Genomic DNA, 15502 nt, shown 5'->3' on the forward strand with positions numbered 1-15502 from the left:
GTGGGAATGTTCGACACGGTTCTGATCGCCAACCGCGGCGAGATCGCGGTCCGCGTCATCCGCACCCTGCGGGCGCTGGGCGTGCGCTCGGTCGCGGTGTTCAGCGACGCGGACGCGGACGCCCGGCATGTACGGGAGGCCGACACCGCCGTACGGATCGGGCCCGCCGCCGCGACCGAGAGCTATCTCCGCGTCGACCGGCTGCTGGAGGCGGCGGCCCGTACCGGCGCCGGCGCGGTCCACCCCGGCTATGGCTTCCTCGCCGAGAACGCGGGCTTCGCGCGCGCCTGCGCGGACGCGGGGCTGGTCTTCGTCGGACCGCCCGCCCCCGCCATCGCGCTGATGGGCGACAAGATCCGCGCCAAGGAGACCGTACGGGCCGCCGGGGTCCCGGTGGTGCCCGGCTCCTCGGGCGGCGGGCTGAGCGATGACCAACTGGCCGAGGCGGCGCGCGGGATCGGGATGCCGGTGCTGCTGAAGCCCTCGGCGGGCGGCGGCGGCAAGGGCATGCGGCTGGTGCGGTCCGAGGCGGCGCTCGCCGAGGAGATCGCGGCGGCCCGGCGCGAGGCGCGCTCCTCCTTCGGGGACGACACGCTCCTGGTGGAGCGGTGGGTGGACCGCCCGCGCCATATCGAGATCCAGGTCCTGGCGGACACGCACGGGAATGTGGTGCATCTGGGCGAGCGCGAGTGCTCGCTCCAGCGCCGCCACCAGAAGGTCATCGAGGAGGCGCCGTCCGTCCTGCTGGACGAGGCGACGCGCGCGGCGATGGGCGAGGCGGCGGTCCGGGCGGCGCGCTCGTGCGGCTACGCGGGCGCGGGGACGGTCGAGTTCATCGTCCCCGGCGGGGACCCGTCGTCGTACTTCTTCATGGAGATGAACACCCGTCTCCAGGTCGAGCACCCGGTGACCGAGCTGGCGGTGTCGGTCGGCGGGCGGCGCGGACTGGATCTGGTGGAGTGGCAGCTGCGGATCGCCTCCGGTGAGGAACTGCCCTTCGGCCAGGGCGACATCGCGTTCGAGGGCCATGCGGTGGAGGCACGCGTCTGCGCCGAGGATCCCGCCCGCGGCTTTCTGCCCTCCGGCGGTACGGTGCTCGCCCTGCGCGAGCCGGAGGGCGACGGCGTAAGGACCGACTCGGGCCTCTCCGAGGGCGCGGAGGTCGGCAGCGCGTACGATCCGATGCTCTCCAAGGTCATCGCGTACGGCCCCGACCGCGCCACCGCCCTGCGCAAGCTCCGCGCGGCGCTCGCGGAGACGGTCACGCTCGGGGTCCCGACCAACGCCGGATTCCTCCGCCGACTGCTGGCCCACCCCTCGGTGGTCGCGGGCGAGCTGGACACGGGCCTGGTCGAGCGCGAGGCGGCGGGGCTGCTTTCGGAGACGGTCCCGCCCGAGGTGTACGCGGCCGCGGCGGCGGTCCGCCAGGCGGGGCTGCTGCCGCCCGCGACGGCACAATGGGTGGACCCCTTCTCCGTACCGGACGGCTGGCGCCTGGGCGGCGTACCCCACCCGGTCGGCCATCCGCTGCGGGTGCCGGGGCTCGAACCCGTGACGGTCGAGGCGCCGCCCGCGGACCGGTCCCGGGTGGAGCCCGGCCTGGTCACGGTGACCGTGGACGGGGTGACCCACACCTTCCACCGCGCGGGCGACTGGCTCGGCAGGGACGGGGACAGCTGGCACGTCCAGGACTTCGACCCCGTGGAGGCCGCCCTGCGCGGGGCCGCCGGGGCGGGCGGCCTGGACGCGCTGACGGCGCCGATGCCCGGGACGGTCACCGTCGTGAAGGTGGCCGTGGGCGACGAGGTGACGGCCGGTCAGAGCCTCCTGGTCGTCGAGGCGATGAAGATGGAGCACGTCATCTCCGCCCCGCACGACGGCACGGTCACCGAGCTGGACGTCACCCCCGGCTCCACCGTCGCCATGGATCAGGTGCTGGCCGTCGTCGCGCCGGCCGGCCCCGCCGAGGAGGAGTCATGACCGAAGGACTGCCCATGGCGGTGCCCGCGCAGGGCGTGCCGCCCCGGGTCCGTATCCATGAGGTGGGCGCGCGCGACGGGCTCCAGAACGAGAAGTCCGTCGTACCGACCGAGGTCAAGGCGGAGTTCATCCACCGCCTCGCCCACGCCGGGCTGACCACCATCGAGGCGACCAGCTTCGTCCGCCCCGAGTGGGTGCCCCAACTGGCGGACGCGGAAAAGCTGTTCCCGATGCTCGCCGACCTCGGCGGCGCCCCCGACATCGAGCTTCCCGTGCTCGTGCCCAACGGGCGCGGGCTGGACCGCGCGAGGGCCCTGGGCGCCCGTCGTATCGCCGTGTTCGGCAGCGCCACGGAGTCCTTCGCCAAGGCCAATCTCAACCGGACGGTCGACGAGTCGCTCGCCATGTTCGAGCCGGTCGTCGCCAGAGCCAAGGACGACCGGATGTGGGTCCGCGGCTATCTCTCGATGTGTTTCGGCGACCCCTGGGAGGGTCCCGTCCCGATCCACCAGGTCGTCAGGGTCGCCAAGGCCCTCAGGGACATGGGGTGCGACGAGCTGAGCCTCGGGGACACCATCGGCGTCGCCACCCCCGGTCATGTGCAGACGCTCCTCGCCGAGCTGAACGAGGAAGGGGTGCCGACCGACGCGATCGCGGTGCACTTCCACGACACCTATGGCCAGGCGCTCGCCAACACCCTCGCCGCGCTCCAGCACGGAGTGACCACCGTGGACGCCTCAGCGGGCGGCCTCGGCGGCTGCCCGTACGCGAAGAGCGCGACCGGAAATCTCGCCACCGAAGACCTCGTGTGGATGCTCGACGGCCTCGGTATCGAAACCGGCGTCGATCTCGGCCGGCTCGTCGCCACCAGCGACTGGCTGGCCGAACGGCTGGGCCGCCCCAGCCCTTCCCGTACCGTACGCGCCCTCTCCCACAAGGAGTGACCATCGATGTCCCTGGACCACCGGCTCTCCGCCGAGCACGAAGAACTGCGCCGCACCGTCGAGGAGTTCGCCCACGAGGTTGTCGCCCCCAAGATCGGCGACTTCTACGAGCGGCATGAGTTCCCCTACGAGATCATCCGTGAGATGGGCCGGATGGGGCTGTTCGGGCTGCCGTTCCCGGAGGAGTACGGCGGCATGGGCGGCGACTATCTCGCGCTCGGCATCGCCCTGGAGGAGCTGGCCCGCGTCGACTCCTCGGTGGCGATCACCCTGGAGGCCGGGGTCTCGCTGGGCGCGATGCCCCTCCACCTCTTCGGTACGGAGGAGCAGAAGCGGGAGTGGCTGCCCCGTCTCTGCTCGGGCGAGCTGCTCGGCGCGTTCGGCCTGACGGAGCCGGACTGCGGTTCGGACGCGGGCGGCACGCGCACCACCGCCGTGCGCGACGGCGACTCGTGGGTGATCAATGGCAGCAAGTGCTTCATCACCAACTCCGGTACGGACATCACCGGCCTGGTCACGGTCACCGCCGTCACCGGCCGCAAGGAGGACGGCCGTCCGGAGATCTCCTCGATCATCGTCCCGTCGGGCACCCCCGGCTTCACGGTCGCGGCCCCGTACTCGAAGGTCGGCTGGAACGCCTCGGACACCCGTGAGCTGTCCTTCGCGGACGTCCGCGTCCCGCTGGCCAATCTGCTCGGCGAGGAGGGCCGGGGCTACGCGCAGTTCCTGCGCATCCTCGACGAGGGCAGGATCGCGATCTCCGCGCTGGCGACCGGGCTCGCCCAGGGGTGTGTGGACGAGTCGGTGGCGTACGCGCGCGAGCGGCACGCGTTCGGCCGGCCGATCGGCGCCAACCAGGCCATTCAGTTCAAGATCGCCGACATGGAGATGCGCGCGCACATGGCGCGGATCGGCTGGCGGGACGCGGCCTCCCGGCTGACGCACGGCGAGCCGTTCAAGAAGGAGGCGGCGCTGGCGAAGCTCTACTCCTCGACGGTCGCCGTCGACAACGCCCGTGAGGCCACCCAGATCCACGGCGGATACGGCTTCATGAACGAGTATCCGGTCGCCAGGATGTGGCGGGACTCCAAGATCCTGGAGATCGGTGAGGGGACGAGCGAGGTCCAGCGGATGCTGATCGCACGGGAATTGGGGCTGGCGGATCTGAGCCCGACGGGCTGAGGCCAGGCCGGTCCGCTCGCGCGGGGCGCCGTGGCGGCCCCTGTGCGAGCGGGCGCCGGGGTGTGGCAGAGCCCCCGGCGCCCGCCGCTTTTCGGCTCTGTCAGCCCGTCGGCCAGTTCACCAGCGGTGAGCGGTAGTAGTCGATCCCGAGCGCGGTCATGCGGGGCCCCTGCGCCGCGAGCCGGACCTTGTACGTGTCCCAGTCGTGCGTGGCGGCCGGCGACCAGCCCAGCTCGGCGATGCCGGGCAGCCGCGGGAAGGCCATGGACTCCAGCTGGTCGCTCGTCGCGAGGGTCTCGGTCCAGAGCGGCGCCTCGACACCGAGCACCGCGCCCTCGGGCACGCCCGCGCCGGCGAGATAGGTGGCCGGGTTCCAGTCGTAGGAGCGGTCCACCTCCGTATAACCGGCCCAGGACTGGCCCAGCACGGTGGTCCTGTCGTACTTCATGTCGAGGTACGCACGGTCCGCCGGGGAGAGGATCAGCCGGGTGCCCTTCCTGGCCGCCGCCGCGACCTGCGCGCGCTCGGCGGCGCTCGTGGCGTCGTACCCCCAGTACTGGGCGACGGCCCCCGGCGCCGGGGTGGCGCCGGTCAGCTGATGCCAGCCGACGACGGTCTTGCCGTACTTCCCTACGACGGCCTGGGTCCGCTCCATGAACGTCACATAGTCGGCGTGGCTGGTGGAGTGGGCCTCGTCGCCGCCGATATGGAGATACTTCCCGGGCGTGAGGGCGGCCACCTCCCGGATCACATCGTCCACGAAGTCGTAGGTCACCTCCTTGGGCGCGCACAGCGAGCTGAAGCCGACCGCCGTACCGGTGTAGAGCGGGGGCGCGACGCCGTCGCAGTTCAGCTCGGCGTACGAGGCGAGCGCGGCGTTGGTGTGGCCCGGCATGTCGATCTCCGGGATCACCTCCAGATGACGGGAGGTCGCGTAGCTCACCAGCTCCCGGTACTGGGCCTTGGTGTAGTAGCCGCCCGGTCCGCCGCCGACCTGGGTGGAGCCGCCGTACGTGGCCAGCCGCGGCCAGGAGTCGATGGCGATCCGCCAGCCCTGGTCGTCGGAGAGATGCAGATGCAGTTTGTTGATCTTGTAGAGCGCCAACTGGTCGATATAGAGCTTGACCTGATCGACCGTCAGGAAGTGCCGTGAGACATCGAGCATCGCGCCGCGGTAGGCGTAGCGCGGGGTGTCGGTGACGGTGCCGCCCGCGACCGTCCAGGGGCCGCGCTGGGCGGTCCGCTTCTCCACGGAGGCGGGCAGCAGCTGGCGCAGGGTCTGGACGCCGTGGAAGAGCCCGGCGGGCTCCTGGGCGGTGATGGTGACTCCGCCGCGGCCGGACTCCAGGCGGTAGCCCTCCTCGCCCAGCCTCCGGTCCCTTTCCCGGTCCCTTTCCCGGTCCTGGCCGGGGTCACGGCCCGAGTCGCGGTCACGGGCACGGTCGTCGTCGGAGCCGACGAGCCGCAGCCGGATGCCGCCCTCGCCTCCGCGGTCGGTGACGGGCAGCGCGTAACCGGTCGAGGGCCGCAGCAGCCCGGCCAGATACGAGCCGATCCGGCGGGCCTCACGGGCGTCCTCGTGCGACCGGCCCTCGACCTGGATCCGGCTGCGCGCGGTGAGGGTGTACGCCGCCCCGCCCGCCCTGACCTGGGCGGGAGCGGGCACGATCTGATCGAGCGGGCGCGCGGCGGGCTCCTGGGCGGGGCCTGGTGCGCCGCCCTGAGCGTCGGCCGAAGCGCCGCCCGGCGCGGCTCCCGGCGCGGCTCCGATACCGGCGATACCGGCCGCCACGACGAGCAGCAGCGAACCGAACAGCCGGGGTAACGTGCTGTGCTGTCTCACAAGATTGTCCCTTCGACGGGGCGATGGGGTACTCACCTGCGGTGCCTGGGGCCTGTCCATGGGACCCGCACGTCCCACCGTCGGTCAAGGTGTAGACCAATCTCCGGGCACCTGATGGAAGAATCCCCGCATGGCGGAAATCATCCAGAAGGCCGGCACATGGACCTTCGACGGGGACACGGTCCGTATCGTGCCCGGCACGGACAAGGGCGTGAGCCTGCTCCGCAAGGCCCTCGGTGAGATCGCCGTGCCGCTGGGCGCGTTGGCGGGGGTCTCCTTCGAGGCGGGGCGGAAGTCCGGGCGGCTGCGGCTGCGGCTGCGGGAGGGCGCGGACCCGCTGCTCCAGATCACCGGAAGCCGGCTGGGCGACAGCTCCGACCCGTATCTGCTGACCGTCGACAAGGACCGAGCGGGGGTCGCCGAGTACTTCGTCGACGAGGTACGCAACGCCCTGCTGCTCGACCAGGTGGAGTCAGGACCCGTCGACGGCTATCTGCTGCCGGGACCCGCCCTGCCGGTCACCGCGAGCGCGGGCGACGCGAGCGTCACCTTCGACGGGGAGCGGATCCGGCTGGAGTGGAACTGGAAGACGGAGGAGTCGAAGTCCTCCGGCGGCCCCCGCACCCTCGCGCTGAGCGAGGTGGCGGCGGTGGAGTGGCTGCCGAGCGCCGGTCTGGAGAACGGCTATCTGCGCTTTCTCACCAGCAGGGCGCCCGTGTCCACCCCGCCGAAGTACGACCCGCACGCGGTGGATCTGTACGGGTTCAGGAAGGACCCGCTGATGGCACTGGTCGGCGCGGCGGTGGTGGCCCGGCTGCCCCATCCGCGCGCCACGGCCGCCGAGCCCGCCGCCACCCCGGCTTCGCGTCCGAGCCTCACCAAGGCCGCGACGGACCCCGCGGACACGGCGGACCCCACGGGCCCGGCGGCGAGCGGCGACGACCATGACGCCCTGCTGCGGCGGCTGCGGGAGCTGGGCGAGCTGCACCAGGCGGGGATTCTCACCGCCGAGGAGTTCAGCACGGCGAAGCAGGCCATCCTCAAGCGGCTCTGATCCTCGGTCGTCCACGTCCCGGATCCCCGGATCCCCGGATCCCCGCTCCTTGCTCCGCCCGTCCCTCTTTCGGCCCCTGTTCTCGGAGCATCCTGCCCGATTCCGGGCAGGATTCTTGCAAACCCCCTTCGTCACGTTCAATATCAACACGTGCTCGAACGCCGCTCGTCACACGACGACCTCATCGACCATCTGGTCCGCAGCACCGCGCTCCAGCGCGGTGAGGCCGCCCGGGTGGTGCTCGACGTGCTGGCGTACTTCGACGAGACGACCGAGGAGTTCGTCCGCCGCCGCCACCGGGAGATGCAGTCGGGCGGGTCCACGAACGCGGAGATCTTCGAGCGGATCGCGGCCGAGCTGCCGCACCGCGCGGTGGCGCCCCCGGCGCTCTCGCTGCGACAGCTGCGCCGCATCGTCTACGGCTGACGCGGCCGACTGTGCGGAGCACCGCGATCCAGAACAGCGTGACCCAGGACAGCGTGATCCAGGAGGAGCAGAGACTGTATGTGCGGAATCGTCGGATACATCGGAAAGCGTGATGTGGCACCGCTGCTGCTGGAAGGCTTGCAGCGGCTGGAGTACCGGGGGTACGACTCGGCCGGCCTGGTCATCACCGGCAAGCCGGCCGCGGGCAAGCCGGCCGCGCTGAAGATGGTCAAGGCCAAGGGCCGGGTGCGCGAGCTGGAGGCCCGCGTACCCAAGCGCTTCGCCGGCACCACCGGGATCGCGCACACCCGCTGGGCCACCCATGGCGCCCCGAGCGACGAGAACGCGCACCCGCACATGGACCCGGAGGGCAAGGTCGCCCTCGTCCACAACGGCATCATCGACAACGCCTCGGAGCTGCGGGTCAAGCTGGAGGCCGACGGTGTGGTGTTCCGGTCGGAGACCGACACCGAGGTGGTGACCCATCTCATCGCGCGCTCCCAGGCCTCGACCCTGGAGGAGAAGGTCCGTCAGGCGCTTCAGCTGATCGAGGGCACCTACGGCATCGCCGTCCTGCACGCCGATTTCGCGGACCGCATCGTCGTCGCCCGCAATGGCTCGCCGGTCGTCCTGGGCATCGGCGAGAAGGAGATGTTCGTCGCGTCCGACGTGGCCGCGCTGGTCTCCCACACCCGCCAGGTCGTCACGCTGGACGACGGCGAGATGGCCACCCTCAAGGCCGACGACTTCCGTACGTACACCACCGAGGGTTCGCGCACCTCGGCGACGCCGACCACCGTGGAGTGGGAGGCCGAGTCGTACGACATGGGTGGCCACGACACGTATATGCACAAGGAGATCTCGGAGCAGGTCGACTCCGTGGACCGGGTGCTGCGCGGCAGGATCGACGACCGGTTCTCCACCGTGCATCTGGGCGGTCTCAACCTGGACGCCCGGGAGGCGCGCGGGGTACGCCGGATCAAGATCCTCGGCTGTGGCACCTCGTACCACGCCGGGCTCATCGGCGCGCAGCTCATCGAGGAGCTGGCCCGGATCCCGGCGGACGCCGAGCCCGCCTCCGAGTTCCGCTACCGCAATCCGGTCGTGGACCCCGACACCCTCTATGTCGCGGTGTCCCAGTCGGGCGAGACGTACGACGTGCTGGCGGCGGTGCAGGAGCTGAAGCGCAAGGGCGCGCGCGTGCTGGGCGTGGTGAATGTCGTCGGCTCGGCGATCGCCCGGGAGACCGATGGCGGGGTGTATGTGCACGCGGGTCCCGAGGTCTGTGTCGTCTCCACCAAGTGCTTCACCAACACCGTGGTCTCGTTCGCGCTGCTCGCGCTGCATCTGGGCCGGATCCGTGATCTGTCCGTCGCGGACGGCAAACGGATCATCGACGGGCTGCGCAGGCTGCCCGCCCAGATCGCCGAGATCCTGGCGACGGAGGATGACATCGCGAAGCTGGCGGCGCAGTACGCGCAGGTCAGTTCCATGATGTTCATCGGCAGGGTACGGGGCTATCCGGTGGCGCTTGAGGCCTCGCTGAAGCTGAAGGAGATCTCCTACATCCACGCCGAGGCGTATCCGGCCTCGGAGCTGAAGCACGGCCCGCTCGCCCTGATCGAGCCCGCGCTGCCGACGGTCGCGATCGTCCCCGACGACGATCTGCTGGAGAAGAACCGGGCGGCGCTGGAGGAGATCAAGGCCCGCAGCGGCCCGATCCTGGCGGTGGCGCACCAGCCGCAGGAGAAGGCCGACCACACCATCGTCGTACCGAAGAACGAGACGGAGCTGGACCCGATCCTGCTGGGCATCCCGCTCCAGCTGCTCGCGTACCACACGGCGCTGGCGCTGGGCCGGGACATCGACAAGCCCCGTAACCTCGCGAAGTCCGTGACGGTCGAGTAGCGGCCCGCCCCGCCTGCTCGCGGGTGCGCGGGGGTCCGTACGGCGAGAGCGCCCCCAGCGCGTGCCACCCATCGCGCTGGGGGCGCTCCCCGAAGGGGCCGGCGCTTGCCCTGGGCGCCGGCCCGCGGCTGCCTCAGCCGGTGGCCGTCACTCCCCGGCCGGCAGCACGACGGCGCGGCAGGGCGGTCGGCCACTTGGCGAGCGCGGCCGTCGCCGCGTACCAGGAGGCGAGGCCCGCCACGACGGCGAACCAGCCGCCGACCTTGGTCAGACCCGTACTGTCGGCGAACTGGCCCACGGCGAGCAGCAGCAGCCCGACGCAGAACAGTCCGTACGCGCTCTGCACCAGCGGCCCCGCGCCCGCGCCGCCGACGGCCAGGCTGAAGGCCAGGAGCGCCCAGAGGACGAGGAAGAGGCCCGCGGCGTCCGCGGAGGTCTGATGGCCGACTCCCATCCCCCACGTGAACCAGAAGGCGCCAAGACCGGCGAAGGCCGTACCGGTGAATGAGTCACCCGCGCGGAATTCGAGCAGTCCGGCGAGGAAGAGGGCGATGCCTCCGACGTAGAGCGCGAGCGTGACGGCGGCGACCGCCGTCACTCCCTCGACGACGCCGGTGTGGCCGATTCCGAAGGCGAGCAGGGTGAGGCCCAGGGCGAGATGGCCCAGGACCCAGGTCGAAGTAGCACTTCCCGCGGAGACGGTGTTGTCCACGGCGGGCTCCCTTCACGATGTGCGTGGTGCTGTGTCCCAGCGGCCGATATGTACCCTTCACAAGGACGCAATCCACCTCTACCTGTGAGTAGATTCACACTGTGGGCAAGGGAGTTGACACGGCGTCAGCGCCCGGTTGACGCCAACGGGCCTTACGCACAGGGAGGGTTGCGGGAACAGAGGGTTCGCGAGCGGAGACGGCGGCACGCGCCGGGACCGTGACCCCCAAGGGGGTGACAGAAGTTCGCGAGGAGTTACGGCAGTTACGGCAGTTACGGCAGTTACGGGATCACCACGACGGGCCGCTGCGCGCGCCGCGCCAGCCGCCCCGCAACCGACCCGAAGATCCGCCCGACGATGCCGTGCGTGGATCCGACGACGATCGCGTCGGCGGAGTACTCCTGCCCGACCTCTTCGAGTTCATGGCAGATGTCGCCGCCGCGCTCGACCAGGATCCACGGCACCTCGGCGAGATAGTCCGCGCAGGCCAGTTCGAGCCCGAGCACTTCCGTGCGGTGATCGGGCACATCCACGAAGACAGGGGGCTCGCAGCCCGCCCAGACCGTGGTGGGCAGCCGGTTGGCGACATGGACGATGATCAGACCCGAGCCCAGCCGTCTGGCCATGCCGATGGCGTAGGCGAGGGCCCGCTCACTCGACGTCGAGCCGTCGAAGCCGACAACGACTCCGTGGCGGAAGGCGGGATCGCAGGATGAGCGCGTCTGTTCCGCCGCTTGCAGGCCCGACAGCGGGTCGGCTACCTGCTCGCGGTCTACGGGTTCTGGGATTTCGTGACCGGCCATGGGTGTCTCGGCGAAGGAAGTCCTCTTGAGAAGGATCAACAAGTGGCGTGACAGGGGGAGCTGTGTCCGGGAATCATCTTCCCAAGCCCATACCCCAAAGGGTACGGCGGCACTCCTCTCATGCCCAGAGCGCGGCGCCCCACACGCGGCGTTCCAGGGAGCATGCACGAGGGCGCCCCGGATGGCAATGCCGGATGGCCGCTACAGCCGTTCCCGGGTGGACCCGGAGTAACCGGACGGCTCCGCTCCCCGTTGGCCATCGGCCATGCCCCCGGTCCCATGATGCGCCCCCGCCCGCACCACCCGGCGCACGGGCCCCGGCTGTCGCCGCCGGGCCCGCGCGCCACGGAGCGCACCCCGGGGCGCATGATGGGGCGCATCGCGCGGGGCCGTACCGGCGCCCGCCGGGCCCCGTCGTGCTCGCCGCACGGCCCGCAGCGGAGCCGGCGGACGGAGTTGGTCGGCTCCGCGGCGTTCGGCTGTCCGCTGGTCCCGGTGGTCCTCGCGGCGCGCCTTTCGGCGGCACGGCGGCGGCGCGGCCGGCCCCGTCGCGATGACCGTGATCCGCCGGCTGCCGCCGCGCCGGTCCGAACGCGCCGCCGCCCGGCGGCGCCCGGAGGAGGCCAGGTTGTACGTAACGTACGCAACGTCCGGAAGCCGTCACTCCCGGAGCTCCCAAGGGGCGCGCCGGGGCTCGCGCGTACGCGGAAGGTGTGCGCCGGGAGACTGAGTGCGTCACACCGACGCACCCATCGCTTTTCAGCCAACTTCGCGCTTGAGTAGAACCCTTGGTGAAATGGCCTGCCAACCCCCTTGCCACCAGGGAAGAAAGGACCGCACCGGTCCTTGGCACCCTACGGGGACGGGCCATGCATGCGAGGCCCACTTCCACTCTCGGCTTCCGAGTGGAACGCTTCGTGATCGAATGCTTCGCGCCAAGTTGCCTTGTCGACATAGCGCCGGTTGGAGAACTTGTCACGCCGGCACCACGGGACACAGTAGATTCGATCATGAGTATCGAAGGCTGGGGACCCGTGCAAAACCGAGGGGAATCGTGCAGGAGCGAGAGGCCCGACAAGAACGGGGAGACGCGAACACCGAGGGGGGCTTAGCACCATGAGCCAGGACTCCACTGCCGTAACGGAGTCAGCACGCAAACTTTCCGGCAGACGTCGCCGGGAAGTCGTCGCCGTGCTGCTCTTCAGCGGCGGCCCCATCTTCGAGAGCTCCATCCCGCTCTCCGTGTTCGGAATCGACCGCCAGGACGCCGGGGTTCCCCGCTATCGCCTGCTCGTCTGCGGCGGGGAGGACGGGCCGCTGCGCACCACCGGCGGCCTCGAACTCACCGCGCCGTACGGCCTGGAGGCGATCAGCAGGGCCGGCACGGTGGTGGTACCGGCCTGGCGGTCGATCACATCACCGCCACCGCCGGAGGCACTGGACGCGTTGCGCCGTGCCCATGAAGAGGGCGCGCGGATCGTCGGTCTGTGCACCGGCGCGTTCGTGCTCGCCGCGGCCGGTCTGCTGGACGGCCGGCCGGCCACCACGCACTGGATGTACGCGCCGACGCTCGCCAAGCGTTATCCGTCCGTCCATGTGGATCCGAGAGAGCTGTTCGTCGATGACGGCGATGTGCTCACCTCCGCGGGAACTGCGGCCGGAATCGATCTGTGTCTGCACATAGTCCGGACGGATCATGGCGCGGAGGCGGCGGGCGCGCTCGCCCGCAGACTGGTCGTACCACCACGGCGCAGCGGCGGCCAGGAGCGCTATCTGGACAGGTCTTTACCAGAGGAGATCGGCTCCGACCCGCTCGCCGAGGTCGTGGCCTGGGCGCTGGAGCATCTGCACGAGCAGTTCGACGTGGAGACGCTCGCGGCCCGCGCGTACATGAGCCGCCGTACGTTCGACCGGCGGTTCCGCTCGCTCACCGGGAGCGCGCCGCTGCAGTGGCTGATCACCCAGCGGGTGCTGCAGGCGCAGCGGCTGCTGGAGACCTCCGACTACTCGGTCGACGAGGTCGCGGGCCGCTGCGGCTTCCGCTCCCCGGTGGCGCTGCGCGGCCACTTCCGGCGCCAGCTGGGCTCGTCCCCCGCTGCCTACCGGTCCGCCTACCGGGCCCGCAGGCCGCAGGGCGATTCCATGCCTCACGGGGTCATGGAGTCGGTCGTCCCCGCCCAGGCGTCCCCGCACTCCAGGCGGGCGGCGGCAGCCGCCAGCACGCCCGGCCAGGCGGCGGCGTCGGCGTCGGTGACGGAGCACGGAAAGACGGGCTCCGACATGTACGCGACAGGTCCGGGCCGTCCGAGTCTGCCCGGTCAGCGGAGCGCCCCGTAGGGTAAGGCGCATGAACGATCGAATGGTGTGGATCGACTGCGAGATGACCGGGCTCTCGCTGACGGACGACGCACTCATCGAGGTGGCCGCGCTGGTCACCGACTCGGAGCTGAACGTGCTCGGCGAAGGGGTGGACATCGTGATCCGCCCGCCGGACGCGGCGCTGGAGACCATGCCCGAGGTGGTGCGGCAGATGCACACCGCCTCGGGACTCCTCGACGAGCTGGCGGGCGGCACCACGCTCGCCGCCGCCGAGGAGCAGGTCCTCGCGTACGTGCGCAAGCATGTGAAGGAGCCCGGCAAGGCCCCGCTGTGCGGAAACACGGTCGGCACCGACCGGGGCTTCCTGCTCCGCGACATGCCGACGCTGGAGGGCTACCTCCACTACCGCATCGTCGATGTCTCCTCGATCAAGGAGCTGGCCCGCCGCTGGTACCCGCGGGCCTACTTCAACAGCCCGGAGAAGAGCGGCAACCACCGCGCGCTGGCCGACATCCGCGAGTCCATCGCGGAGCTGCGCTACTACCGCGAGGCGGTCTTCGTACCCCAGCCGGGCCCGGACTCGGACACGGCCAAGCAGATCGCCGCGAAGCACGTACTGCTCCCCGAGGGCTGACCACCCCGGCCCCGGAATCCGGGCGCGAGCACCCTCGCGGACCCTGTACACTTTTTCTCGGCCGGTAGGGAACGAAGACCGGCCCTTGGTGGGTATAGCTCAGCTGGTAGAGCACCTGGTTGTGGTCCAGGATGTCGCGGGTTCAAGTCCCGTTACTCACCCTTACAAGATCGCCCCCGTGACCTGTGAGAACAGGGACCGGGGGCGATCTTCGTCTCCACCCTCGCCGGTGCCGCTGCGATCCCCGCGAGCACCGGATACTGAAAAAATCACCCACATCATATTGACTCAGCCCATATGTGGTGGAAGCTGGTTAATAGAGCCACAACACCGGAAGAGCCACAAAGTCGGTGAGGACGTCTGGTCGGCGGAGTGACTGGGACAGGAAGTGGTTTAGGCCCCCGGCAAGCCGGCGCGATACCGAGGCAGCAGTGACGACTGGAGCTTCAGGACACGCGCAGCACTACCGGGGACTGTTTTTGCCCCCGAAGCCGGAGCCTCAGGACGACCCCCGTACCACCAGTTCCGTCGGCAGCACCAGCTGTTGCGGGCCCCGCCCGGCTCGCGTCTCCCCCGCCTCCGCCTCGCCGGACGCCGTCTCCCCGGACCCCGGGGACCGTCGCGCGATCTCCGACAGGACCAGCCGCGCCATCGCCCGGCCCATCTCCTCGATGGGCTGCCGGACGCTCGTCAGCGGCGGGTCCATGTGGCGTGCTATCGCCGAGTCGTCGAAGCCGACCAGCGCCACGTCCTCCGGTATGCGCCGGCCCGCCGCGCGGAGGGTTTGGCGGGCGCCGGCCGCCATGACGTCGGAGGCCGCGAAGACCGCGTCCAGGTCCGGGCTGCGGGCCAGCAGGTCGCGCATCGCCCGGCGGCCGCCCTCCTCCGTGAAGTCGGCCACCGCGATCAGCGATTCGTCCGGCGCGTGGCCGGCCTCCGTGAGGGCCCGGCGGTAGCCGTCGAGGCGGCAGGCCGCGCCGTAGACCTCCAGCCGGCCGGTGATCGTCGCGATCGTACGGCGGCCCCTGGAGAGCAGATGCGTCACGGCCGTACGGGCGCCCCCGGCGTTGTCGGAGTCGACCGAGGGCAGCGACTCGGCCGCCGAGCGGCGTCCGCTGATGACCGTCGGGATGCCTGTCCCGGCCAGCAGGTCCGGCAGCGGATCGTCCGCGCGGACCGAGACGAGCAGCACCCCGTCGACCCGGTGCGCGGCCAGGTACTGCGCCAGCCTGCGGCGCTCGCGCGCGCCGCCCGCGAAGGTGAGCAGCAGCTGCATCCCGGTCTCGGCGAGCGCCTCGCCCACCCCGCTGACGATGTCCGAGAAGTAGGGCTCGGCGAAGAACCGCGCCTCCGGCTCGGGCACCACCAGGGCGATCGCGTCGGCGCGGTTCGCGGCGAGCGCGCGGGCCGCGCGGTTCGGTACGTACCCCAGCTCGGCGATCGCCGCCTCCACCGCGGCCCTGGTCCGGTCGCTCACCCGCGGCGAGCCGTTGATCACCCGGGAGACCGTGCCGCGCCCGACGCCCGCGCGCGCCGCCACCTCTTCGAGCGTGGGCGGCTTCCCGCGGCGCCGCGCCGGCAGGGCCGTACCGGCTGTACCGGCCGCACGGGCCGTACGGGCCTCAGCCGCCTCCCGGGCCGTCCGAGCTGTCATCTCCGCCTCCCCATGAATCCGTCCCGTGGAATCCGACCCGAGT

12 protein-coding genes and 1 tRNA gene are annotated in these 15502 nt (G+C 71.1%); 9 read left to right on the forward strand and 4 right to left on the reverse strand.

The annotated features are described in order from the left end of the window. Nucleotides 1–6 precede the first annotated feature (6 nt). Genes M1203_RS11805 through M1203_RS11815 form a run of 3 tightly spaced genes read left to right on the forward strand, consistent with a single transcriptional unit; the run spans nt 7 to nt 4106 of the window. Entirely contained in the window at nt 7–1980 is a 1974-nt protein-coding gene (locus tag M1203_RS11805; protein ID WP_249949540.1) for a biotin carboxylase N-terminal domain-containing protein, read from the forward strand. Further along, nucleotides 1977–2924 carry a hydroxymethylglutaryl-CoA lyase gene (locus tag M1203_RS11810; protein ID WP_249949541.1) on the forward strand — a complete coding sequence of 316 codons (948 nt, stop codon included), beginning with the start codon at nt 1977–1979 and terminating at the stop codon, nt 2922–2924. Before M1203_RS11805 ends, M1203_RS11810 begins: the two co-directional genes overlap by 4 nt. A gap of 6 nt (nt 2925–2930) precedes the next feature. Then, nucleotides 2931–4106 (forward strand): acyl-CoA dehydrogenase family protein, encoded by a 1176-nt coding sequence (locus M1203_RS11815; RefSeq protein WP_249949542.1) that lies wholly within the window; start codon nt 2931–2933, stop codon nt 4104–4106. 100 nt (nt 4107–4206) lie between these two features. Here the strand turns inward: M1203_RS11815 and M1203_RS11820 are convergent, their stop codons facing one another. After that, nucleotides 4207–5949 (reverse strand): beta-N-acetylhexosaminidase, encoded by a 1743-nt coding sequence (locus M1203_RS11820; protein ID WP_249949543.1) that lies wholly within the window; start codon nt 5947–5949, stop codon nt 4207–4209. A gap of 130 nt (nt 5950–6079) precedes the next feature. Between M1203_RS11820 and M1203_RS11825 the strand changes: the two genes are divergently transcribed. The 3 genes from M1203_RS11825 (at nt 6080) to glmS (ending at nt 9337) form a co-directional block, all read left to right on the forward strand. Then, the gene (locus M1203_RS11825) at nt 6080–7003 is read left to right on the forward strand and encodes a DUF4429 domain-containing protein (protein ID WP_249949544.1); all 924 of its coding nucleotides are present in this window, start codon (nt 6080–6082) and stop codon (nt 7001–7003) included. A gap of 150 nt (nt 7004–7153) precedes the next feature. After that, entirely contained in the window at nt 7154–7429 is a 276-nt protein-coding gene (locus tag M1203_RS11830; protein ID WP_249949545.1) for a hypothetical protein, read from the forward strand. A gap of 78 nt (nt 7430–7507) precedes the next feature. Next, nucleotides 7508–9337, forward strand: coding sequence for a glutamine--fructose-6-phosphate transaminase (isomerizing) (gene glmS / locus M1203_RS11835; protein ID WP_249949546.1), 1830 nt, complete (start codon nt 7508–7510; stop codon nt 9335–9337). A 133-nt stretch (nt 9338–9470) separates the two neighbouring features. Here glmS and M1203_RS11840 read toward each other — a convergent pair whose 3' ends face one another. Together M1203_RS11840 and M1203_RS11845 are read right to left on the reverse strand one after the other, a co-directional pair. Then, entirely contained in the window at nt 9471–10049 is a 579-nt protein-coding gene (locus M1203_RS11840) for an acetate uptake transporter (protein WP_249949547.1), read from the reverse strand. Nucleotides 10050–10330: 281 nt separating this feature from the next. Next, entirely contained in the window at nt 10331–10852 is a 522-nt protein-coding gene (locus M1203_RS11845) for a universal stress protein (protein ID WP_249949548.1), read from the reverse strand. Nucleotides 10853–11968: 1116 nt separating this feature from the next. Here M1203_RS11845 and M1203_RS11850 point away from each other — a divergent pair. The 3 genes from M1203_RS11850 (at nt 11969) to M1203_RS11860 (ending at nt 13966) form a co-directional block, all read left to right on the forward strand. Next, a complete protein-coding gene (locus M1203_RS11850) occupies nt 11969–13189 on the forward strand; it encodes a GlxA family transcriptional regulator (RefSeq protein WP_249949549.1) in 1221 nt (406 codons plus the stop codon). 10 nt (nt 13190–13199) lie between these two features. After that, complete coding sequence (gene orn, locus M1203_RS11855; protein ID WP_249949550.1) at nt 13200–13805, forward strand: oligoribonuclease; 606 nt, start codon at nt 13200–13202, stop codon at nt 13803–13805. Between the two features lie 88 nt (nt 13806–13893). After that, nucleotides 13894–13966 (forward strand) — tRNA-His (locus M1203_RS11860). Nucleotides 13967–14304: 338 nt separating this feature from the next. Here the strand turns inward: M1203_RS11860 and M1203_RS11865 are convergent. Then, a complete protein-coding gene (locus M1203_RS11865; protein ID WP_249949551.1) occupies nt 14305–15459 on the reverse strand; it encodes a LacI family DNA-binding transcriptional regulator in 1155 nt (384 codons plus the stop codon). Nucleotides 15460–15502: the final 43 nt, after the last annotated feature.

It is taken from the genome of Streptomyces sp. 35G-GA-8, from assembly GCF_023534745.1.
Taxonomy (GTDB): Bacteria; Actinomycetota; Actinomycetes; order Streptomycetales; family Streptomycetaceae; genus Streptomyces.

Coding starts and splice junctions, on each gene's coding strand:
- M1203_RS11825 (WP_249949544.1), top strand. CDS start 6,080: ATGGCGGAAATCATCCAGAAGGCCGGCACATGGACCTTCGACGGGGAC.
- orn (WP_249949550.1), top strand. CDS start 13,200: ATGAACGATCGAATGGTGTGGATCGACTGCGAGATGACCGGGCTCTCG.
- M1203_RS11810 (WP_249949541.1), top strand. CDS start 1,977: ATGACCGAAGGACTGCCCATGGCGGTGCCCGCGCAGGGCGTGCCGCCC.
- glmS (WP_249949546.1), top strand. CDS start 7,508: ATGTGCGGAATCGTCGGATACATCGGAAAGCGTGATGTGGCACCGCTG.
- M1203_RS11805 (WP_249949540.1), top strand. CDS start 7: ATGTTCGACACGGTTCTGATCGCCAACCGCGGCGAGATCGCGGTCCGC.
- M1203_RS11865 (WP_249949551.1), bottom strand. CDS start 15,459: ATGACAGCTCGGACGGCCCGGGAGGCGGCTGAGGCCCGTACGGCCCGT.
- M1203_RS11845 (WP_249949548.1), bottom strand. CDS start 10,852: ATGGCCGGTCACGAAATCCCAGAACCCGTAGACCGCGAGCAGGTAGCC.
- M1203_RS11850 (WP_249949549.1), top strand. CDS start 11,969: ATGAGCCAGGACTCCACTGCCGTAACGGAGTCAGCACGCAAACTTTCC.
- M1203_RS11815 (WP_249949542.1), top strand. CDS start 2,931: ATGTCCCTGGACCACCGGCTCTCCGCCGAGCACGAAGAACTGCGCCGC.